The 19,430-nt window shown below is 62.7% G+C and carries 17 protein-coding genes, 1 pseudogene and 1 other annotated feature; of the genes and pseudogenes, 14 read left to right on the top strand and 4 right to left on the bottom strand.

The features are described from left to right. Positions 1-469: 469 nt before the first annotated feature. From Q0Y09_RS05025 to cysK, 5 genes are all read left to right on the top strand, one after another. The gene (locus Q0Y09_RS05025; protein ID WP_297718525.1) at positions 470-901 is read left to right on the top strand and encodes an Rrf2 family transcriptional regulator; all 432 of its coding nucleotides are present in this window, start codon (positions 470-472) and stop codon (positions 899-901) included. A gap of 77 nt (positions 902-978) precedes the next feature. Continuing rightward, positions 979-2,007: a methionine ABC transporter ATP-binding protein gene (locus Q0Y09_RS05020; protein WP_297718522.1), complete on the top strand. Its 1,029-nt coding sequence runs from the start codon at positions 979-981 to the stop codon at positions 2,005-2,007. Next, complete coding sequence (locus Q0Y09_RS05015) at positions 2,000-2,782, top strand: methionine ABC transporter permease (RefSeq protein WP_297718519.1); 783 nt, start codon at positions 2,000-2,002, stop codon at positions 2,780-2,782. The genes Q0Y09_RS05020 and Q0Y09_RS05015 overlap by 8 nt, the downstream gene beginning before the upstream one ends. A gap of 125 nt (positions 2,783-2,907) precedes the next feature. After that, positions 2,908-3,151: a binding site (T-box leader), on the top strand. Between the two features lie 65 nt (positions 3,152-3,216). Next, positions 3,217-4,077 (top strand): MetQ/NlpA family ABC transporter substrate-binding protein, encoded by an 861-nt coding sequence (locus tag Q0Y09_RS05010; RefSeq protein ID WP_297718516.1) that lies wholly within the window; start codon positions 3,217-3,219, stop codon positions 4,075-4,077. A gap of 119 nt (positions 4,078-4,196) precedes the next feature. Continuing rightward, entirely contained in the window at positions 4,197-5,117 is a 921-nt protein-coding gene (gene cysK, locus Q0Y09_RS05005; protein ID WP_297718514.1) for a cysteine synthase A, read from the top strand. Between the two features lie 58 nt (positions 5,118-5,175). On the opposite strand, the gene Q0Y09_RS05000 is transcribed toward cysK, so the two are convergent. Continuing rightward, a complete protein-coding gene (locus tag Q0Y09_RS05000) occupies positions 5,176-6,225 on the bottom strand; it encodes an LCP family protein (protein WP_297718511.1) in 1,050 nt (349 codons plus the stop codon). A gap of 309 nt (positions 6,226-6,534) precedes the next feature. On the opposite strand from Q0Y09_RS05000, the gene Q0Y09_RS04995 reads away from it, so the two are divergent. The 4 genes from Q0Y09_RS04995 to Q0Y09_RS04980 all read left to right on the top strand — a co-directional run bounded on the left by Q0Y09_RS04995 (position 6,535) and on the right by Q0Y09_RS04980 (position 10,925). After that, on the top strand, positions 6,535-8,856 hold the full coding sequence (locus Q0Y09_RS04995; RefSeq protein WP_297718508.1) for an anaerobic ribonucleoside triphosphate reductase: 2,322 nt from the start codon (positions 6,535-6,537) through the stop codon (positions 8,854-8,856). Positions 8,857-9,052: 196 nt separating this feature from the next. Next, complete coding sequence (gene nrdG / locus Q0Y09_RS04990; protein WP_297718505.1) at positions 9,053-9,580, top strand: anaerobic ribonucleoside-triphosphate reductase activating protein; 528 nt, start codon at positions 9,053-9,055, stop codon at positions 9,578-9,580. A 12-nt stretch (positions 9,581-9,592) separates the two neighbouring features. Then, positions 9,593-10,222, top strand: a complete 630-nt coding sequence (locus Q0Y09_RS04985) for a CoA pyrophosphatase (protein WP_297718502.1) — start codon at positions 9,593-9,595, stop codon at positions 10,220-10,222. Positions 10,223-10,253: 31 nt separating this feature from the next. Continuing rightward, positions 10,254-10,925, top strand: coding sequence for a methyltransferase (locus Q0Y09_RS04980; protein WP_297718499.1), 672 nt, complete (start codon positions 10,254-10,256; stop codon positions 10,923-10,925). On the opposite strand, the gene Q0Y09_RS04975 is transcribed toward Q0Y09_RS04980, so the two are convergent. Then, a complete protein-coding gene (locus Q0Y09_RS04975; protein WP_297718496.1) occupies positions 10,881-11,096 on the bottom strand; it encodes a hypothetical protein in 216 nt (71 codons plus the stop codon). The genes Q0Y09_RS04980 and Q0Y09_RS04975 overlap by 45 nt on opposite strands. Positions 11,097-11,171: 75 nt before the next feature. Between Q0Y09_RS04975 and Q0Y09_RS04970 the strand changes: the two genes are divergently transcribed. Further along, a complete protein-coding gene (locus Q0Y09_RS04970) occupies positions 11,172-11,387 on the top strand; it encodes a helix-turn-helix transcriptional regulator (protein WP_297718493.1) in 216 nt (71 codons plus the stop codon). Positions 11,388-11,409: 22 nt separating this feature from the next. After that, positions 11,410-12,261: a 16S rRNA (cytidine(1402)-2'-O)-methyltransferase gene (gene rsmI, locus Q0Y09_RS04965; RefSeq protein WP_297718490.1), complete on the top strand. Its 852-nt coding sequence runs from the start codon at positions 11,410-11,412 to the stop codon at positions 12,259-12,261. A 213-nt stretch (positions 12,262-12,474) separates the two neighbouring features. Here rsmI and Q0Y09_RS04960 read toward each other — a convergent pair whose 3' ends face one another. Then, on the bottom strand, positions 12,475-12,717 hold the full coding sequence (locus tag Q0Y09_RS04960; protein WP_297718487.1) for an AbrB/MazE/SpoVT family DNA-binding domain-containing protein: 243 nt from the start codon (positions 12,715-12,717) through the stop codon (positions 12,475-12,477). Positions 12,718-12,921: 204 nt separating this feature from the next. Here Q0Y09_RS04960 and Q0Y09_RS04955 point away from each other — a divergent pair, with 204 nt between their 5' ends. The 3 genes from Q0Y09_RS04955 to Q0Y09_RS04945 all read left to right on the top strand — a co-directional run bounded on the left by Q0Y09_RS04955 (position 12,922) and on the right by Q0Y09_RS04945 (position 18,316). After that, the gene (locus Q0Y09_RS04955) at positions 12,922-13,500 is read left to right on the top strand and encodes a spore maturation protein A (protein ID WP_297718484.1); all 579 of its coding nucleotides are present in this window, start codon (positions 12,922-12,924) and stop codon (positions 13,498-13,500) included. Between the two features lie 2 nt (positions 13,501-13,502). Further along, entirely contained in the window at positions 13,503-14,024 is a 522-nt protein-coding gene (locus tag Q0Y09_RS04950) for a spore maturation protein (RefSeq protein WP_297718481.1), read from the top strand. A 290-nt stretch (positions 14,025-14,314) separates the two neighbouring features. Continuing rightward, positions 14,315-18,316, top strand: a complete 4,002-nt coding sequence (locus tag Q0Y09_RS04945; protein ID WP_297718478.1) for an S-layer homology domain-containing protein — start codon at positions 14,315-14,317, stop codon at positions 18,314-18,316. An 82-nt stretch (positions 18,317-18,398) separates the two neighbouring features. On the opposite strand, the pseudogene Q0Y09_RS04940 reads toward Q0Y09_RS04945, so the two are convergent. Then, positions 18,399-19,430, bottom strand: a pseudogene (locus Q0Y09_RS04940) (hypothetical protein); the annotation flags it as partial.

Here is a 19,430-nt window from a genome sequence, read left to right as displayed (position 1 = left end):
TGGTATTTCTTTTGCTGTGAGGCGCGTCCGGGAGGCCGCGCCCCACAAAATATAGCTCCCCCTTGACGGGGGAGCTGTCGCCGCAGGCGACTGAGGGGGTGGCCGGAGCGCAAAGGCCCGCCCAGTCCCCTCCCTCATCCGTCATTTGCTCCGCAAATGCCACCTTCCCCCTGGGAGGGGGAAGGTCCGCGGGGGCGGGCGCACACACAGGTGCGCCCCTGCCCCGTCATTCTGAGCCGCAGGCGAAGAATCCGTATTCCTGCCCCGGTACAAAAGAACAGGGGACGGATTCTTCGCTCCGCTCAGAATGACAAATGTAGGGGCCGATGTCCCCATCGGCCCCTGCGAAAGACCTGCGAGCGCCCGAAGGGCGGCACAAAAGCGGGCTGCGCACTTGAAAACATACTATTCCTGTGGTATTATAGGAACACGAGCTTACAGACTTCTAACCATGAGTGAGGAAGGTTCCATGAAAATTTCCACCAAGGGCCGTTACGCCCTGCGGCTGATGCTGGATCTCGCCCTGTCCGACCCCGGCGTCCCCGTCCCCCTCCGGGACGTGGCCCAGCGGCAGGACATTTCCGATAAATATTTGGAGCAGATCGTCACGCCCCTCTCCCGGGCGGGGCTGGTCCGCAGCGTCCGGGGGGCGGGGGGCGGCTATCTGCTGACCCGCGACCCGGCAGAGTACACCGTGGGAGAGATCCTGCGCCCCCTGGAGGGGAGCCTGGCCCCTGTGAGCTGCGTGGACGGCAGCGAGTGCTGCGGCCGGGCGGAGCAATGCGTCACCCTGGAGGTGTGGCGGGAGATCCAGCAGGCGGTGTCCGGCGTGGTGGACCACATCACCCTGGCCCAGCTGGTGGAGCGCCAGCGTCAAAAGGCCGCCCAGGGCTGCTGCTGAACCGGCTTGACAGTCTGCGGCCCATGGCATAAAATACCCTTTGCGTTTCAGAGAGAAAGTAGGGAGGAATCCGTCCCGTGATCGAGCTCAAACACATTTCAAAGGTCTTTCCCACCGCCGACGGGGAATTTCAGGCCCTGACCGACGTGGATCTCACCATCCCCACCGGGGATATCTTCGGCATCGTGGGCATGTCCGGCGCGGGCAAGTCCACCCTGGTCCGGTGCATCAATCTGCTGGAGCGGCCCACCAGCGGCCAGGTCCTCATTGACGGCCTACTGGATGAGAGCGGCCAGGCCGTGGACCTGTGCGCCCTGCCCCCCGCCCAGCTGCGGCAGGCCCGCCGGGGCATCAGCATGATCTTCCAGCAGTTCAACCTGCTCATGCAGCGCACCTGCCTGGACAACATCTGCTTCCCCATGGAGATCGCCGGGGTGAGCAAGGCCAAGGCCCGGGAGCGGGCCCGGGAGCTGCTGGAGACCGTGGGGCTCCCCGACAAGGCGGACGCCTACCCCGCCCAGCTCTCCGGCGGCCAGAAGCAGCGCATCGCCATCGCCCGCGCCCTGGCCTCCGACCCCAAGATCCTTCTGTGCGACGAGGCCACCTCCGCCCTGGACCCCACCACCACCCGGGCCATCCTGCGGCTCATCCAGGACATCAACCGCCGCCTGGGCATCACCGTGGTGGTCATCACCCATGAGATGGCGGTGGTGGAGGAGATCTGCACCCACGTGGCCATCCTGGAGCACGGCCGCTTGGTGGAGACCGGCGCCGTGGAGACCGTCTTCTCCAACCCCCAGACCGAGGCCGGCCGCCGTCTGGTCTACCCCGAGGGGGTCCAGATCGACCGGCTGCCCCCCGCCGGCGTGGTCCGGGTGGCCTTCAACGGCGGCTCCTCCTACGAGCCCCTCATCGCCTCCCTGGCCATCGACTGCGGCGTGAAGGTCAACATCCTGGGGGCCGACACCCGGAACGTCAACGGTCAGGCCTTCGGCACCATGTTGCTGGGCCTGCCCGAGGACCAGACCGAGGCCGCCAAGGCCATGAGCTACCTGAAAGCCCAGAAAGACGTGACGGTGGAGGAGGTGCACGACTACCATGGCTGAATTTTTTGTTTCCCTGGACCCCAAAATCGCGGAACAGCTCCAATATCTGATCGATAACGTGCCCTTCGCCATCTGGGAGACCTTTTATTCCACGGTGCTGGCCACCCTGTTTGCCTACCTCATCGGCCTGCCCCTGGGCGTGCTGCTGGTGGTGGGGGAGAAGGACGGCGTCCTGCCCCTCCCCAAGGCCCTGATGTCCGTACTCAATGTGGTGGTCAACCTGCTGCGCTCGGTGCCCTTCCTCATCCTGATGGTAGTGGTCTTCCCCCTCTCCCGGGTACTGGTCGGTACCTCCATCGGCACCAAGGCCACCATCGTCCCCCTCTTCATTGCCGCCTTCCCCTTTGTGGCCCGGCTGGTGGAGTCCTCCATCCGTGAGATGGACCGGGGCGTCATCGAGGCCGCTCAGGCCATGGGCTGCTCTCCCTTCCAGATCATCACCAAGGTCATCCTGCCCGAGTGCGTCCCCTCCCTCCTCACCGGCTTCGCCACCGCCTTCGTCACCATCCTCAGCTATGGCGCTATGTCCGGCGCCATCGGCGGCGGCGGCCTGGGCGCCATGGCCCTCAACCGGGGCTACACCCGCCACCAGAACGTGGTGCTGTGGGGGGCCGTCATTTTGCTGGTCATCCTGGTCCAGATCTTCCAGACCATCGGCACCCGCCTGGCCGTGGGCATGGACCGCCGCCTCTCCGACAAGGGAGGCAAGAAGCGGGGCCGCAAGGCGGCCATGAAAAAGGCCAGCAATGAGCGCCGCATTGGCGGAAGCATGTAAAAATTCTACTGGCTGGACAAATCGTACAATTTGTCCAGCCAGTTTTTAGTGCAGAATACCCGCTTGACACCAGAGCTTTCCCGCGTTAAACTAAGTGCAACCCAAGCGGAACTGAATAACGCCCCTCAAACGCGAAGAAGAGGAGAGTAGGCGGGAAGATACGTTGCAGAGAGCCCGGTGTGGTGGGAACGGGTACGGAAGGTCCTGTTGAAGATGGCCTTGGAGCGGCACAGCTGACTGCGGGAACGCACAGGCTATGACGGGTGCGCCCGTAAGCGCGCAGGAGTATGCTTGTACTCCATAAGGCCCCTGTCGTGAGGCAGAGGTGAAGCAAGGTGGTACCACGAAGCGTTGGCTTTCGTCCTTGAATGTGATTCAAGGGCGTTTTTTTATGCTCCAACTGGGAAAGAAACAATGAAAAGGAGAATAAAACCATGAAGAAATTTGCCTCTCTGCTCCTCTCCGGCGCTCTGACCGTGGGCCTGCTGGCCGGCTGCGGCGGCGGCTCCGCCAACACCCCCGCCCCCGAGACCACCGCCCCCGCCGAGTCCGGGACCCCCGCTGAGACCGTCACCCTGAAGGTGGGCGCCTCCCCCGCCCCCCACGCCGAGATCCTGGAGGTGGTGAAGGACCTGCTGGCCGAGGAGGGCATCACCCTGGAGATCGTGGAGTTTGACGACTACATCCTGCCCAACCAGGCCATCGAGGACGGCTCCCTGGACGCCAATTACTTCCAGCACATCACCTACATGAACAACTTCAACGTGGAGTACGGCACCCACCTGGCCAGCGCCGCCGAGGTCCACTATGAGCCCTTCGGCATCTACGCCGGCAAGACTGCCAGCCTGGAAGAGCTGGCCGACGGCGCTCAGATCGCCGTGCCCAACGACACCACCAACGAGGGCCGCGCCCTTCTCCTCCTCCAGGAGCAGGGTCTCATCACCCTCGCCGAGGACTGCGGCCTGGAGCCCACCAAGGACGACATCGCCGAGAACCCCCACAACTATGAGATCGTAGAGCTGGAGGCCAAGCTGCTGCCCACCACCCTCCAGGACGTGGACATCGCGGTCATCAACGGCAACTACGCCATCGACGCCGGCCTGAAGGTGTCTGACGCTCTGGCCATCGAGGCCGCTGACGGCACCGCCGCCACCGCCTACGTGAACGTGCTGGCCGTGTCCGAGGACCGTGTGGACGATCCCTACATTGACGCTCTGGCCGCGGCTCTGTGCAGCCAGGAGGTCAAGGACTTCATCGACACCACCTACGAGGGCGCCGTGGTCACCGTATTCTAAAAATGCAAAAGGCCCGTTCCGGCATAACCGGAGCGGGCCTTTGCTTCTTCCTTAATTCCTATTGAGTTTATCGGATTTTTGTGATACACTGGTCAAAATGAATTTAGGAGGCATGTCCCATGGGTATCGCCCATTCCATTCTGGACCTCATTGGAAACACTCCGCTCCTGGCCCTGGAGCGGTACGCCCCCAAAGGGAAGGTCCTGGCCAAGCTGGAAGCCTTCAACCCCCTCTCCTCGGCCAAGGACCGGGCCGCCCTCTACATGATTCGAGACGCGGAGGAGCGCGGGGTGTTGAAACCCGGCGCTACCATCGTGGAGCCCACCAGCGGCAACACGGGGGTGGGCCTGAGCTATATCGGACGCATCCTGGGCTATCGGGTGGTCCTCACCATGCCGGAGACCATGAGCCAGGAGCGGCGCAGCCTGCTCTCCGCCCTGGGGGCTGAGCTGGTCCTTACGGAGGGGGCCAAGGGAATGTCGGGCGCCATCGCCAGGGCCAATGCGCTGGTGGCGGCCCTGCCCGGAGCCTGGATGCCCGACCAGTTCAACAACCCGGCCAACGCCAAGGCCCACTATGAGACCACCGGCCCCGAGATCTGGCGGGACACCGCCGGGAAGGTGGATGTGCTGGTGGCCGGGGTGGGCTCCGGCGGCACCATCACCGGCGCTGGACGCTATTTGAAGGAGCAGAATCCCGCCATCCAGGTGGTGGCGGTGGAGCCCGCCGAGTCCCCCGTCCTCTCCGGCGGTCAGCCGGGCCCCCACAAGATCCAGGGCATCGGCGCCGGCTTTGTCCCCGGCACCTTGGACCGGTCTGTGGTGGACCGGGTGGTGACCGTCCCAGGGGAGGCGGCCCTGGCCGCAGGCCGGGCCCTGGCCGAGACCGAGGGCCTGCTGGTGGGCATCTCCTCCGGGGCCGCCGCCTGGGCCGCCAGGACCCTGGCCGCTGAGCCCGCCTTTGCCGGCAAGACCATCGTCACCGTCCTGCCCGACACCGGCGAGCGGTATCTCTCCACCGAGCTTTTCCAGAAGAGCTGAGCCATGCGTGAAAATGCGCTCCGGACCGCGGTCCGGAGCGCATTTCATTTCGCATGATTCACGATGCCTGGAGCATGTTGGTCATGTCCATGGTGATCTCGGTGGTATAGGGGTTGAGCATGCTGTTGAAGATCTCCAGACAGGCGTCCCGCTCCAGCTGATAGCACCAGGAGGTCCCCCGGTAGCGGACGGTGCCGTCGCCGGGCAGGGTAGCGGTGGAGACGCCGCCGTCCAGGTCCAGGCCGGCGGCCTGGGAGGCCAGCCAGAGGATATCGGTGGCCGAGAGGTCGGTCTTGACGTTCTTGAGGAAGATGTCCGCATAGTCGGCGATCTTGCCCGGATTGGCCAGGACCTTTTTCCCTACGGCGACGAGGAGCTTCTGCTGGGTCTGGGAGCGGCCCACGTCGGTGTAGCCGCTGCCGTCGTTGTTGTGGCGGAAGCGGACCACCTCCATGGCCTGCTGGCCGTTGAGGTGGTGCATGCCCTCGGTATAGTGGATGGAGAGGGGAGGGTCGGCGGTGGGGTCGTCGTAGTTCATGTCACAGGGGATATAAAAATCCACCCCGTCCACGGCGTTGACCAGCCGCTGGAAGCCCTTGAGGTTCACCGTCACATAGTGGTCGATGGGGATGCCGATGAGGTCGGAGACCACATCCCTGAGCCCGTCGATGCCATCGGAGGCGTAGACGCTGTTGATCTTGGGGATCTTCCGGTCCACCAGGGTGTCCCGCGGGATGGAGACCATCCCGATCTTCTGGTTTTTCGTGTCATAGGCGGCCACCATAATGGTGTCGGTGTTGCCGCCGCCCTCGTCGGTGGCCGCCAGGAGGAAGGTGTAAAAGCCCTCCTTGCGCACCAGCGGGGTGGGGGTGGGGAGGGCGCTCTCGTCCTCCTCGGTGTTGGGGTCGTCGGTGACCGGGGTGGGCTGCGGCGCCGCCGCAGTGGGGGGCGCGGCTTGCTCCGGCGGCTTCACCAGGGCCTTGTAGGCGCAGAAAAACACCACGATCAGGGCGGAGAGGACCACCACGGTCCGATAGAGGGTGCGGAACATCCGCCCCAGCGGGGAGCCGCGCCGTCTCTTTTTCTTTTTCGCCAGCCGCTTTGCCAATGCGCATCCTACCTCTCGATTATGTCAACGACTATCAGTATACTGGTTTAGACGCGGCGAGGCAAGAAAAAGTTTTCTTTTTTCTGAGCCTGCGCGAAGTCTACTGGCAAGTTAGCTAAAAATGCAGTAGGAAATTCGGCAGGGCTCCTTCTTGACGGCGGCGGGCAGAAAGAGTATCATAAATGCACCGCCAAAAGCAGAAGCACAATATGTAGTATATTATTCCCTTTACATAATACCAAATACCAGATAAAACGGCCCTCTCTGGAGGGCTGTTTCCATGAGAGCACAAAGGAGGAGCGCATAGAAATGACCATCATCAGCATCCGAAAGCGGGACGGCCGGGTGGCCCCCTTTGACGAGGGAAAGATCGCCGCCGCCATCACCAAAGCCTTTGACGCCACTTATAAGCCGGGCTATGGGGAGACGGCCCTCCGTCTGGCCGACGAGGTGGTGTCCATCCTGGAGCTGGAGGGGGAGCCCCAGCCCGATGTGGAGCACATCCAGGACCTGGTGGAGCGGGTGCTCATGGACAACGGATACATTCAGACGGCCAAGGCGTACATCCTCTACCGGAACGAGCGGAGCAAGGCCCGGGAGATGAACACCCGGCTCATGAAGGTCTACGAGGACATCACCTTCTCGGTGGCCAAGGACTCCGACATCAAGCGGGAGAACGCCAACATCGACGGGGACACCGCCATGGGGAGCATGCTCAAGTTCGGCTCCGAGGGGGCCAAGCAGTTTTACGACATGTTCGTTCTGAACCCGGAGCACGCCCGTGCCCACCGGGAGGGGGACATCCACATCCACGACCTGGACTTCCTCACCCTCACCACCACCTGCTGCCAGATCGACATTCAAAAGCTCTTCCGGGGCGGCTTCTCCACCGGCCACGGCACCCTGCGGGAGCCCAACGACATCGCCTCCTATGCCGCCCTGGCCTGCATCGCCATCCAGTCCAATCAGAACGACCAGCACGGCGGCCAGTCTATCGTGAACTTTGACTATGGCATGGCCGACGGCGTGCGCAAGACCTTCAAGCGGGTGTACCGCCAGAATCTGGCCCGGGCCCTGACCCTGCTGGAGGACCGGGAGGACCCGGAGACCGAGCTCAAGGCGGTCATGGCCCAGATCGAGGCCGAGACCGGTCTCTTTCCCACCCTGGAGGACTGCGGGGCCTATCAGGCCGAGGAGTTCGCCCGTCTGCTGCCCCGCTTCGGCGGCGAAGCCGAGCTGAAAAAGGCCCAGACCTTCGCCCACCGCCGGGCGGGGAAAGAGACGGACCGGTGTACCTACCAGGCCATGGAGGCCCTTATCCACAACCTCAACACCATGCACTCCCGGGCGGGGGCCCAGACCCCCTTCTCCTCCATCAATTACGGTCTGGACACCTCTCCCGAGGGCCGGTTGGTGATGAAAAACCTCCTCCTCACCACCGAGGCGGGGCTGGGGGGCGGAGAGACCCCCATCTTCCCCATCCAGATCTTCCGGGTGAAGGAGGGGATCAACTACAACCCCGGCGAGCCCAACTACGACCTCTTCCAGCTGGCCATCCGGTGCTCGGCCAAGCGGCTCTTCCCCAATTTCAGCTTCATCGACGCCCCCTTCAACCTCCAGTACTACAAGCCCGGCCACCCCGAGACCGAGATCGCCTACATGGGCTGCCGGACCCGGGTCATCGGCAACGTATACGACCCCGAGCGGGAGATCTGCAATGGCCGGGGCAACCTGTCCTTCACCACCATCAACCTGCCCCGGCTGGCCATCAAGGCCAGGGGGGACGTGAATGTCTTCTTTGAGTCCCTGGACCGGATGATGGACCTGTGTGTGGACCAGCTCCTGGAGCGGTTTGAGATCCAATGCCGGAAGCACGTCTACAACTACCCCTTCCTCATGGGCCAGGGGGTGTGGCTGGACAGCGACAAGCTGGACTGGACCGACGAGGTCCGGGAGGTGCTCAAGCACGGCACCCTGTCCGTGGGCTTCATCGGTCTGGCCGAGACCCTGAAGGCCCTTGTGGGGGCCCACCACGGCGAGAGCGAGAAGGCCCGCATCCTGGGCCGGGAGATCGTGGGCCACATGCGGGCCCGGATGGACGCCGAGAGCGAAAAGCGGGGGCTCAACTTCTCCCTGCTGGCCACCCCGGCGGAGGGGCTCTCCGGTCGGTTCGTCCGCATCGACAAGGAGAAGTACGGCGTCATTGAGGGGATCACCGACCGGGAGTACTATACCAACTCCTTCCACGTGCCGGTGTACTACCCCATCTCTGCCTACGACAAGATCAGGATCGAGGCCCCCTATCACGCCCTCACCAACGCCGGCCACATCAGCTACATTGAGATGGACGGCGACCCCACCGACAACCTGGAGGCCTTTGAGAAGGTCATCCGCTGCATGAAGGAGAGCGGCATCGGCTACGGCAGTGTGAACCATCCGGTGGACCGGGACCCGGTGTGCGGCTTCTCCGGCATCATCGCCGACCAATGCCCCGGCTGTGGCCGCACCGAGGCCGACGGGGTGCCCTTCGAGCGCATCCGCCGCATCACCGGCTATCTGGTGGGCACCCTGGACCGCTTCAACAACGCCAAGCGGGCCGAGGAGCGGGACCGGGTCAAGCACTCTGTCTGACCCATGGAACATCAAAGGCCGCCCGGATGGGCGGCCTTTGCGCTGCTTGCGGCGAGAACATACCGGAAAGACGGGCCGCGGCAAATGCGAAGATTCATCGGGCCGCTGCCGCCTGTGCAGACACCGCCTTGCACTTCTCCGGCGGGGCGGGTATAATGAGACGGTACACCAACAGTGAAAAAAGGGGGGAGACATCATGCGCATCGCCAGCTGGATCTCGGACTCCATTGTGGACGGGCCGGGACTGCGGCTCACCGTCTTCACCCAGGGCTGTCCCCACCGCTGCCCCGGCTGCCACAACCCGGACACCTGGGACCCGGCGGGCGGGCGGGAGGTGGCTCTGGAGGAGCTGGAGGGTCTGATGGACAAAAACCCCCTCCTCAAGGGGCTGACCCTCTCCGGCGGGGAACCCTTTTCCCAGGCGGCGGACTGCGCCGCCCTGGCCCGGGCGGCCCGCGCCCGGGGACTGGACGTCTGGGTCTACACCGGCTACACCTGGGAGGTCCTCACCGCCGCCGGGGACCCCGACTGGGAGGACCTTCTGGCCGCCGCCGACGTGCTGGTGGACGGGCCCTTCCTGTTGGAGCGGAGATCCTACGCCGCCCTTTTCCGGGGCAGCGACAACCAGCGGCTCATCGACGTAACAAAGAGCCGGGCGGCGGGCCGGGCGGTGGCGTGGAGCCGCCCCGATCCCCTGGCCCACTTTACCGTCCCCGAGTCCTGAAAGGAGGCAGTCATGACCATTTCTGAGCTGGAAAAGTCCTTCCTGGACCACGTCCCCGGCGTCATGGGGGTGCGCACCCACTATGCCGTGCTGGTGCCCGTGGTGGAGTGGAACGGCAGGCTCCATCTTCTCTTTGAGGTCCGGTCCGACGCCCTGCGCCGGCAGCCGGGGGAGGTCTGCTTTCCCGGCGGACGGATGGAGGAGGGGGAGTCCCCCACCCAGTGTGCCCTCCGGGAGACAGAGGAGGAGCTGGGCATCCCCCCCTCGGCCATCCGGCCCATCGCCCGGCTGGACGATGTCTTTATGGACTCCAACGGCCTGATGCACCCGGTGCTGGCCCAGGTGGACGCCGGCGCGGTGGTCCATATGAAGGCCAGCGCCGCCGAGGTGAAGGAGACCTTCCTGGTGCCCGCCGACTTCTTCCGGGAGCAGCCCCCCCTCCTCTATACCTTCCCGCTGGTGCCCAAGGTGGACGACGACTTCCCCTATGACCTCATCGGCTTCCCGGAGGGCTACCCCTGGCGGGGCGGCGTCCACCAGGTGCCCATCTGGACCTACAAGGGCCACGCCATCTGGGGCCTTACCGCCCGCATCCTCCTGTGGAACTTTACAGACCGCGGCCCGGCCGCCGGGCCAATTTGAGCCCGGCCCGCCGCGAAAGGGGGGCAAGTCCATGGAACGGACGGAGCGGCTGGGCCGCTATACCCTTTTCCTGACGGAGGACTGCTTCCCCCTGGGGGGCGACAGCCTGGCCCTGGGCCGGTTCGCCACGGTGCGCCGCCGGTGGCGGGTGTGCGACCTGGGCTGCGGCTCCGGGGCGCTGGGCCTGCTGCTGCTGGACCGGGAGGAGAGCCTTTCCCTCACCGGGGTGGAGGTCTCCCCCGCCGCCGCCGACGCAGCCCGGCGGACCTTCGCCCAAAACGGCCTGGACGTCCGGGTGGTCACCGGCGATCTGCGGGACCGGCGGCTCTTTCCCGCCAACGCCTTCGACCTGACCCTCTCCAATCCCCCCTGGTTCCCCACCGGGGCGGGGAAGTCCGGCGGGCCCGCCCGCAGCGAGGAGGGCTGCACCCTCGCGGAGCTGTGCGCCGCCGCCGGCTACCTCACCCGGCCCGGCGGGCGGTTCGCCCTGGTCCACCGGCCGGAGCGGCTCCCCGACCTCTTTGCCGCCCTCCGCTCCCACGGCCTGGAGCCCAAGCGCCTGGCCCTCCTCCAGCACAGCCCAACCACGCCACCCTCCGCCGTCTTGGTGGAGGCCGTCCGCCAGGGGCGCCCCGGCCTGGAGGTCCTGCCCGTCCTCTTACAGCAGCCCGGCCAGACCGGAACCGGTCCTGACCCCCAGTAAAAAGCCCTGACAGGCATAGAGCCGCAGCACCGCCTCCACGTCCTGCCGCTGCTCCGGGGTGACGCCGCTGTCCAGCAGGGAGCGGCGGAAGACGTCCCCGTCGTCCATGGGCTGGGCCTGGATGTGGGGGTGGATGTAGTGGTCATAGCGCCAACACAGGAAATCAGACACTTTTATCACCTCATTATTTGATGTATTTCTATATTACACCTCATCATATAATGTGTCAAGAGAGGTGACTTCATTTTGCTGGACTTTTCCTTATTTTCTGCCCGTCTGCGGGCACTCCGCAAGGAGAAGAAGGCCACCCAGGAGGAGCTTGCCCATCTTTTGGAGGTGACCACCAATCACTATCAAAAGATCGAATATGGACAGATCAATATTTCTGTAACAGTACTCAGCACCCTGGCCGACTACTTCGGCGTTTCAACTGACTACCTGCTGGGCCGGTCAGAAGAATGATCCAATCATAGGAGGAACCGTCATGCCTGGAACCCTCTATCTCGTTCCCACCCCCATCGGCAATCTGGGGGATCTCTCGGCCCGGATGGCCGACACCCTGGCCCAGGCCGACTTTATTGCCGCCGAGGACACCCGGGTGACCCTGAAGCTCCTCAACCACCTGGGGCTCAAAAAGCCCATGGTGAGCTATTACCGCCACAACACCGGCGAGAGCGGCGCCGCCGTCCTCAGCCGCCTGCTGTCGGGGGAAAACTGCGCCCTGGTCACCGACGCCGGCACCCCGGCCATCAGCGACCCCGGCGAGGAGCTGGTCCGCCAGTGTGCCCAGGCGGGGGTGAGCGTGGTCTCCATCCCCGGCCCCTGCGCCCTGGTCACCGCCCTGGCCGCCTCGGGATTGCCCACGGGCCGCTTCACCTTCGAGGGCTTTTTGGCCATGAACAAGAAAAACCGCCGCGCTCACCTGGAGGAGCTGCGCGGGGAAACCCGGACCATGCTCTTCTATGAGGCCCCCCACAAGCTCCTGGCCACCCTCGCCGACCTGCGGGATACCTTCGGCCCGGACCGCCGTATCTCCCTGTGCCGGGAGCTCACCAAGCTCCACGAGGAGATCCGCCGCACCACTCTGGGGGAGGCGGTGGACTGGTACAGCGCCAATCCTCCCAAGGGGGAGTTCGTGCTGGTGGTGGAGGGGGGCGCGCCGGCGGCGGAGGAGGCTCCTACCCTGGAGTCCGGACTGGCCCGTGTCTCCGCCCTCCGGGAGGACGGCCTTTCCCTCCGGGACGCCGCCCGGCAGGCCGCCGCTGAGCTGGGACTTTCCAGAAAGGCCCTCTACGATCTGGCATTGGGGAAAAAACCGTCGGAAAACGGCGATTGAATTCCTTTTTTGTAATATTATGGTTATTATGGATATACTTTTGGTATATCCATAATGTAATATAACAGCGCATACATAGTTTTTTCCTGCTGGACTTGTAACCAAAGAGACCCAGAGCACATGATACGGACCCCAGGCCCGAACGGGCTCAGGGGATAAAAAATGGACGCAGCCGAAGCTGCGTCCATTTTTTGTCCCCCACAGGGTGAGGAATCACTTGTTCATCAGTTCGCGGATACAGTTGGGACAGACATTTTTTCCCTTAAAGTTGATGACATCCTTGGCGTCATCGCAAAATATGCAGGCGGGCTGGTATTTTTTCAGCACGATGGAGGGGCCATCTACATAAATTTCCAGAGAGTCCTTCTCTGCAATGTCAAGGGTACGGCGCAGCTCAATGGGGAGCACGATCCGTCCCAGTTCGTCTACCTTACGTACGATCCCGGTCGATTTCATATGTTGCTCTAGCTCCTTCCCAGATCATGGATCATCCTTCTGTCTTCGGGAAACACCTGTCGTATATTATAACACTTTGTATAGAAAAGTCAATCAGAATATGGAAATTCAAGCAAAAATATGTCTAGTCGCGCAAATGGTTTTGGTTCCGCTCTATTTTTCCCCTGCACCGCATAGATTTCCTGTATCTTGGGAGGGATGAACATGGGTATGTCTGTGATCTGGGCTGGGATGGTATTGCTTTCCCTGGCCTGCGGCCTGGCCACAGGGCGGGGGGGCGAGGTGGCCGCTGCCGCCATGGAGGGGGCCTCCGCCGGGGTGGAGCTGTGCCTTTCCATGGCGGGCGCCCTGTGTCTGTGGATGGGGGTCATGGAGGTCCTGCGGCGCTCCGGGGCCATCCGGGCCCTCTCCCGTCTGCTGCGGCCGGTGCTGGGATGGCTCTACCCGGATTTCGCACGGGATGGCGGTGTGATGGACGCCGTCTCGGCCAACGTATCGGCCAATCTGCTGGGCCTGGGCAACGCCGCCACCCCTCTGGGCCTGGATGCCGCCCGGCGAATGAGCCGCCGCTCGCCCGGGGTGGCCTCGGACAGCCTGTGCATGCTGGTGGTGTGCAACACCGCCTCCATCCAGCTCATCCCCACCACGGTGGCGGCGGTGCGCGCCGGGGCGGGGAGCGCCGCCCCCTTTGACATCCTGCCGGCGGTGTGGCTGGCCTCGGCCTTGTCGGTGACGGTGGGCATCCTGGCCGCCCGGCTCCTGGCCCGGCTGTGGAGGGACTGACCATGGATATACTGACGCTCATCGTCCCCCTGCTGCTGGCAGGGGCCGCCCTGCTGGGCCTGTGGCGGCGGGTGGATGTGTACGATGCCCTTCTCACCGGGGCCGCCGAGGGCCTGGGCGTCCTCCTCCGCATCGTCCCCGCCCTCATCGCCCTTTTGACGGCGGTGTGGATGCTCCGGGCCTCGGGGGCTCTGGAGCTGCTGGCAGAGGTGCTGGCCCCGGTGCTGGAGCGCCTGGGCATCCCCCCGGAGACGGTGGCCCTGCTGCTGGTGCGTCCGGTGAGCGGCAGCGCCGCACTGGGGGTGGGAGCCGACCTTATCCGCACCTACGGCCCCGACTCCACCATTGGGCGGACGGCAGCCGTGATGCTGGGCTCCACCGAGACCACCTTCTACACCATCGCTGTCTACTTCAGCGCCGCCGGCATCAAAAAGACCCGGTACGCCGTCCCCGCCGCTCTGTGCGCCGACCTGGCCGGCTTCCTGGCGGCTGCCTGGGCGGTGCGGCTCCTTTTTCCGGCATAAACGCACCATTGGGCCGTCCCAAAATGGAAATGCTACCAAAATGCTACCAAAAAACGGCCTCAAACCCTTGGGGCGCAAGGGGTTGAGAAACGTGGAAAAAAGCGATGCTACCAAGATGCTACCAAGGGAACTTTTTGTGCTGAAACGTGGGGTATTTTCCACATTCTGTGGAGAATACCCCACGTTTTTTGATTTGTAAGGGGCGTTATACGCCAATAGATGGGCAAAAAGTTCCGGAAAGTCGGCGTTTCTCCCCGAAAACCCCAAATTTTAGAAGGAGGAATTCCAAAATGAGAAACCTCAAGCGGGCTCTCAGCCTGGCTCTGGCCTCTGTCATGGTCCTGTCCATGATGGTCATCGGCGCCGGCGCTGTGAGCGTTGATGATTTCAGCGATGGCGCTGACATCGTCAACAAAGAGGCCGTCACCGTTCTGGCGAGTCTGAACGTCATCAACGGTAAGGAAGACGGCTCCTATGATCCCACCGGGATCGTGACCCGTGCCGAAATGGCCAAGATGATCTGCGTCGTGCTGAACGGCGGCCGGGACCCCCAGCTGGGCTCCGTGGTGGCCGACAGCTACACCGACACCGTCAGCCACTGGGCCAAGGCGTACATTGAGTACTGCACCAACCTGGGCATCGTGGCTGGCCGCGGTGACGGCACCTTCGCCCCCAACGACACTGTGACCATGGCCGAGGCTGCCAAGATGCTGCTGGTCGCCATCGGCTACAATGCCGGCATCGAGGGCTATGTGGGCGTCAACTGGCAGATCAACACCGACGTCAAGGCCAACCAGGAGGACCTGTATGAGGGCATCACCGCCACCAGCACCTCCGTGGACCTGACCCGTGACAACGCTGCTCAGATGGTCTACAACGCTCTGGAGTGCCAGATGGTGAAGTACGAGTACGTGGTCTCCACCGACGGCTCCGTGGTCACCACCAAGCCCCAGGTCACCACTGAGGGTCTGGGCAACGTGCTCCAGGAGAAGTTCGGTGCCAGCAAGGTGGAGGCCGTTGTGGTCTCCAACGAGGTCGCCGCTCTGAACAACTCCTACGCTTCTGCTGACGACGAGGGCGAGACCACTCTGGACGTGATCGCCATCGACGGTGTGAAGACCACCTCCGGCTCCGGCACCTACAAGGTCTCCACCGGCAAGGAGCTGCTGGGCCAGAACGTCGTGGTCTACATCAAGTACAAGAACACCGTGGGCTATGACGAGTCCACCGCCGTTGTCATCGGCACCCCCATCCCCACCAGCCAGAACAAGGTCGTTGTCTCCACCAATGGCACCAAGGTGGACGATGTGGCCGACGACAACAAGCTGGAGCTGACCGCTGACACCGAGTACTATGTCAACTTCGGCGGCTACTACGGCGGCGTGGTGTATGGCGATGATCCCGCCAAGGCCGTGGCTGATAAGGCCACTACCGCTGACAAGGACAACAAGGCCAGCAGCATGACCGAGGCTCAGTTCGATCTGGCCGCTGACTGCACCGGCGTCACCGTCACCCTGATCGACAACGACGGCGACAAGAAGGTGGACTACGCCCTGGCTGAGAAGTACGGCTACGGCAACGTCAACAAGTATGCCACCGGCGACGACGCCGCGCTCCGCGTCCAGGGCCTCTTCAACGAGGGCGAGTACGACGCCGAGGACGTGGTGGGCTTTGACGACGTGGCCCTGAACGATCAGGTCCTGTTCTGCGAGTTCGGCGGCAAGCTGTACGTGCAGAAGCCCGAGACCGTCGAGGCCAAGCTGGACTCCTACTCCACCTCCAAGAAGAACGTGAAGCTGGACGGCGAGACCATCAAGTGGTCCGGCCTGAGCGGCATCGTGAGCAACGACCAGTCCTGGGTCGGCGACTACGTCACCACCTCTGGCGTGCTGAACACCAACGCTGTGTACCACAAGGACGTCAACGGCTACATCTTCGCTGTCAGTGAGACCGACGAGGCTCTGCTGACCTACGCCGTGCTTCTGGGCTTCGAGAACCAGACCGCTTCCACCTCCGGCAACCTGGGTCAGACTGCCCGCGCCCGCCTGCTGCTGGCCGACAACACCGTTGCTACCTATGATGTGTCCACCATTGACGGCAAGAAGGTCACCAACTGCACTGGTGGTACTCCTGCCAACCGCGTGCCCGCCAACGCCAGCGAGACCGGCTTCAAGGCGGACGATCAGTTCAACATTTACAGCTACTCCCTCACCGAGAGCGGCGCTGTGAAGCTGGTCAACCGCACCGATCTGAACAGAACCGCCAGCCAGACCCTGTCTACCAATCGGAACACTACCGTTGACTATGAGAGCGGCAAGTCCGTGATCGACGTCGGTTCCAGCAACTACACTGTCTCCGACCGCACCATCTTCCTGTACAGCAAGACCGACGGCTCCACCGCCCGCTACCAGGGCCGCACCGCTCCTGGCATTGACAACGCCACCGTGCAGGTCTCTGTCCGGGCCAGCGCCCGCGGCGAGGCTCTGGTGCTGTTCTTCAACAACACCAACCCCTCCGCTGACTTCAAGGACAACTGGGCTTACGTCTACGACACCAAAGTCGCTCAGAACGGCGAGTCCTTCGAGGTCTTTGCCATCATCGACGGCAAGATCGAGACCTACATGGTGGACGCTGCCTATGACGCGCACGGCAACCAGGTCATTCGGCCTGACTTCGTGGGTGGCAGATACGACCACACCATGCCTGTGGGCCTCTACAACTACTCCCTGGACGACGGCGTCTACACCCTGGATCAGTCCAGAGTGGGTGGCAACTCCGTCTCCGGCACCGTGTTCGCCACCACTCCTTCCACCATCCGTCTGGCTCTGGGCGGCTCCAGCTACATGAGCTACACCCTGACCGACGACACCCTGCTGTTCGAGGCCCGGAAGAATGAGAAGGCCAACACCATCCCCACCGTGTCCAAGGGCGACAAGGTCACCCTGGTGGTCAACGATGATGGCGAGGTGGTCTACGGCTTCCTGACTCAGTACAGCTTTGAGAACACCACTCCCGATGAGGAGGATCTGGGCGACATGACCGCTGTCCTCTTCGAGGATGGTACCATCGGTCTGTACAACCCCAATGGCGAGGGCATTGAGAAACAGCGCGCTGCTATTTCCAAGATGCTGGTTTCTGAGGGTTACGCTAATGTTAACTTCACCTCTAGCACTGCTTGTACTGCTGACGCGCCCTATGGCGGTACCGCCACCTTCGGTGTTGCTGTTGCCTCTTACCCTGTCACTGCCGGTTCTGGCGTGACCATCAAGTGGCAGAAGACCGCTGGCACCAATGAGAACGAAATCGCTGCTGGCTCCACCGGCTACGTCTCTGGTACTGTGAACTCCATCACCTATTACACCACCAAGACCACTGGTGCTGCTGACGTGATCGAGACCACCACCAAGAACGCCGTGACCGGTACCACCAAGACTGGCGCCAACACCGCTAGCGGCGCTACTGGCTCTACCACTATCTCTGCTCCTACTTATGTGTATGCCGCCACTACCGTGAAGACCGGCGCCAACACCACTCTGTCCCATGACGGCACTGTCGTGGTCAATGCGAATGACGGCACCGGCGTGGCTGTGAAGGTCGGCACTCAGCTGACCGTGGCCAGCACCGACGGTACCTATTACCGCACTGACAATGTGACCACTCCCGTGGCTATCAGCGGAGGTGCCATCATGAGCAAGCCTTACACTGTTGGCCTCACCAGCCAGACCGTTACCGGCGACATGGTGAAGGTCACCATCGACAACGGTACTGCTCAGCTCTATAAGAAGGGCGATAGCATCACCATGAGCACTTATGACGGTAGCCACTTCAAGAGTGTCAGCGACGGTGCTACTAACTACACCGCTAAGGGCACTGGTTACACTGTCACGGAGCACGACGCCGTGCTCACCACTGGCCTGGTGCAGATCCAGACCAAGGGTACCGCTACCGCTCAGCGTGGTATGACCGTCACTGTGGCCGAGGTCTTGGGCGCCGAGAAGGATGCCGGCACTCCTGACAACTGGTACATCAACTATGATGCTGGCACCGCCACCATCAAGTATGAGGTCATCGGTAGCGAGAGTGCTGATGATACCAACGGCACCACCCTCACCTTCGACTCTGACGTCACCATCGACACCGTGACCGGCACTGGCCTGGCTGAGGGCTCTGCCAACACCGTCACCGTGGCTGACGGCGCCGCTATCACCACTCCCGCAGGTACTGTTACCGCCACCTTCACCGTGAACAGCAGCACTGGTGCTGACCTGTCCACCGCTGTTACTGGCGCATAAACAATACTGATCTCAATGGTCTGCGTGACGTGAGGCCATAGAAAAGGGTATCCCCCGGTGTTTGCCGGGGGATACCCTTATTTCATAGAAAAATTGCCCCATAGTCAAAGATCTCTACGGTACCACTCGTGCCCGGGTCCATCCCCAGCGTGAAGGAGACGGCGCCGGCGGGAGCACTTCGGTCCAGGACAAAGGCGCTCTCCGTGCAGGCCGTGCCCTGGAGCTCGGTCATCGCCGAAGCTCCGGCGGGGGTAAGGGCGGTTGTGGTCCCGCCCACCGACACAGAGAGGGAGGGGGTCCCCCCTTTGTGCCGCACCCAGGCAATGACCCGCTCCCAAGCCGGAAGTTCCACTGCCCGGGTGGTCAGGCTGGCGCTGCCGCCGGCCATGGGCTTGAAGATATAGCCCGCATACAGGCGTGAACTGCTGGAGTGGATCACCGGCATTTGAAGATAGGTGCTCAGCCCCGAACAGATAAAATAGACCTGATCCCCCTTTGTCACGTTGATGGGCCGCTGCAAGTCGATATAGGCCTTTTGCTCCGTAGTGGTGAAGTCCAGATGGTGCACTTCGCTGTGGAGGGTCTGTTCATTTACGACGAACGTAAATGTGATCGGCACATTGCTTTGGTTGTCTGTTTTGGCCCGCCATACGCAGGAAAGACGATAGAGTGTTGCCCCGCCCGGTGCGGTGACAGCGCCTGCCGTATTTTCGACGTGGGTGGCGTACTGGTAATTCCCCCCATTAAAAACAGTTTTCTCTGCCTCAATGGAAGGGGCCAGTGTCAATTTCCCATTTCCAAGCACCAGCGATTCGCTCTTGGAGGCGATCCGACTGCTGTCCGTGAAGCCATCAAACAATAACGCCTTCTTGTATCCGGTTTTCTTGCCTTCATAATCCGCTTGCAGCAGCAAATTATAAATGTTGTACCCCTGATCCTTCAGCCCGCTCAGGGCCCGGTCCGCTTTTCCCTCAGCCCGCTCCAGCACCGTGTCCATCTTTTCGTTATCTTGGTTAAATTCCTCCCGTAAGAACTTGTCCCCCGGTTCCCACTGACACAGCCCGTAATTTGCAGTATAATTGCTCGCCATAATAGCATCCCTCCTCACCCATAC

This window comes from Intestinimonas sp., from assembly GCF_026169115.1.
GTDB lineage: Bacteria > Bacillota > Clostridia > Oscillospirales > Oscillospiraceae > Intestinimonas.
This window is presented reverse-complemented; position numbering and strand designations above follow the sequence as displayed.

Bases quoted from the DNA above. Each gene is read 5' to 3' on its own strand.
- Q0Y09_RS04955 (WP_297718484.1), top strand. From the start codon at position 12,922: ATGGGTATGTCTGTGATCTGGGCTGGGATGGTATTGCTTTCCCTGGCC.
- Q0Y09_RS04980 (WP_297718499.1), top strand. From the start codon at position 10,254: ATGGAACGGACGGAGCGGCTGGGCCGCTATACCCTTTTCCTGACGGAG.
- Q0Y09_RS05025 (WP_297718525.1), top strand. From the start codon at position 470: ATGAAAATTTCCACCAAGGGCCGTTACGCCCTGCGGCTGATGCTGGAT.
- Q0Y09_RS04985 (WP_297718502.1), top strand. From the start codon at position 9,593: ATGACCATTTCTGAGCTGGAAAAGTCCTTCCTGGACCACGTCCCCGGC.
- Q0Y09_RS04945 (WP_297718478.1), top strand. From the start codon at position 14,315: ATGAGAAACCTCAAGCGGGCTCTCAGCCTGGCTCTGGCCTCTGTCATG.
- cysK (WP_297718514.1), top strand. From the start codon at position 4,197: ATGGGTATCGCCCATTCCATTCTGGACCTCATTGGAAACACTCCGCTC.
- rsmI (WP_297718490.1), top strand. From the start codon at position 11,410: ATGCCTGGAACCCTCTATCTCGTTCCCACCCCCATCGGCAATCTGGGG.
- Q0Y09_RS05015 (WP_297718519.1), top strand. From the start codon at position 2,000: ATGGCTGAATTTTTTGTTTCCCTGGACCCCAAAATCGCGGAACAGCTC.
- Q0Y09_RS04960 (WP_297718487.1), bottom strand. From the start codon at position 12,717: ATGAAATCGACCGGGATCGTACGTAAGGTAGACGAACTGGGACGGATC.
- Q0Y09_RS05010 (WP_297718516.1), top strand. From the start codon at position 3,217: ATGAAGAAATTTGCCTCTCTGCTCCTCTCCGGCGCTCTGACCGTGGGC.
- Q0Y09_RS04995 (WP_297718508.1), top strand. From the start codon at position 6,535: ATGACCATCATCAGCATCCGAAAGCGGGACGGCCGGGTGGCCCCCTTT.
- Q0Y09_RS04950 (WP_297718481.1), top strand. From the start codon at position 13,503: ATGGATATACTGACGCTCATCGTCCCCCTGCTGCTGGCAGGGGCCGCC.
- nrdG (WP_297718505.1), top strand. From the start codon at position 9,053: ATGCGCATCGCCAGCTGGATCTCGGACTCCATTGTGGACGGGCCGGGA.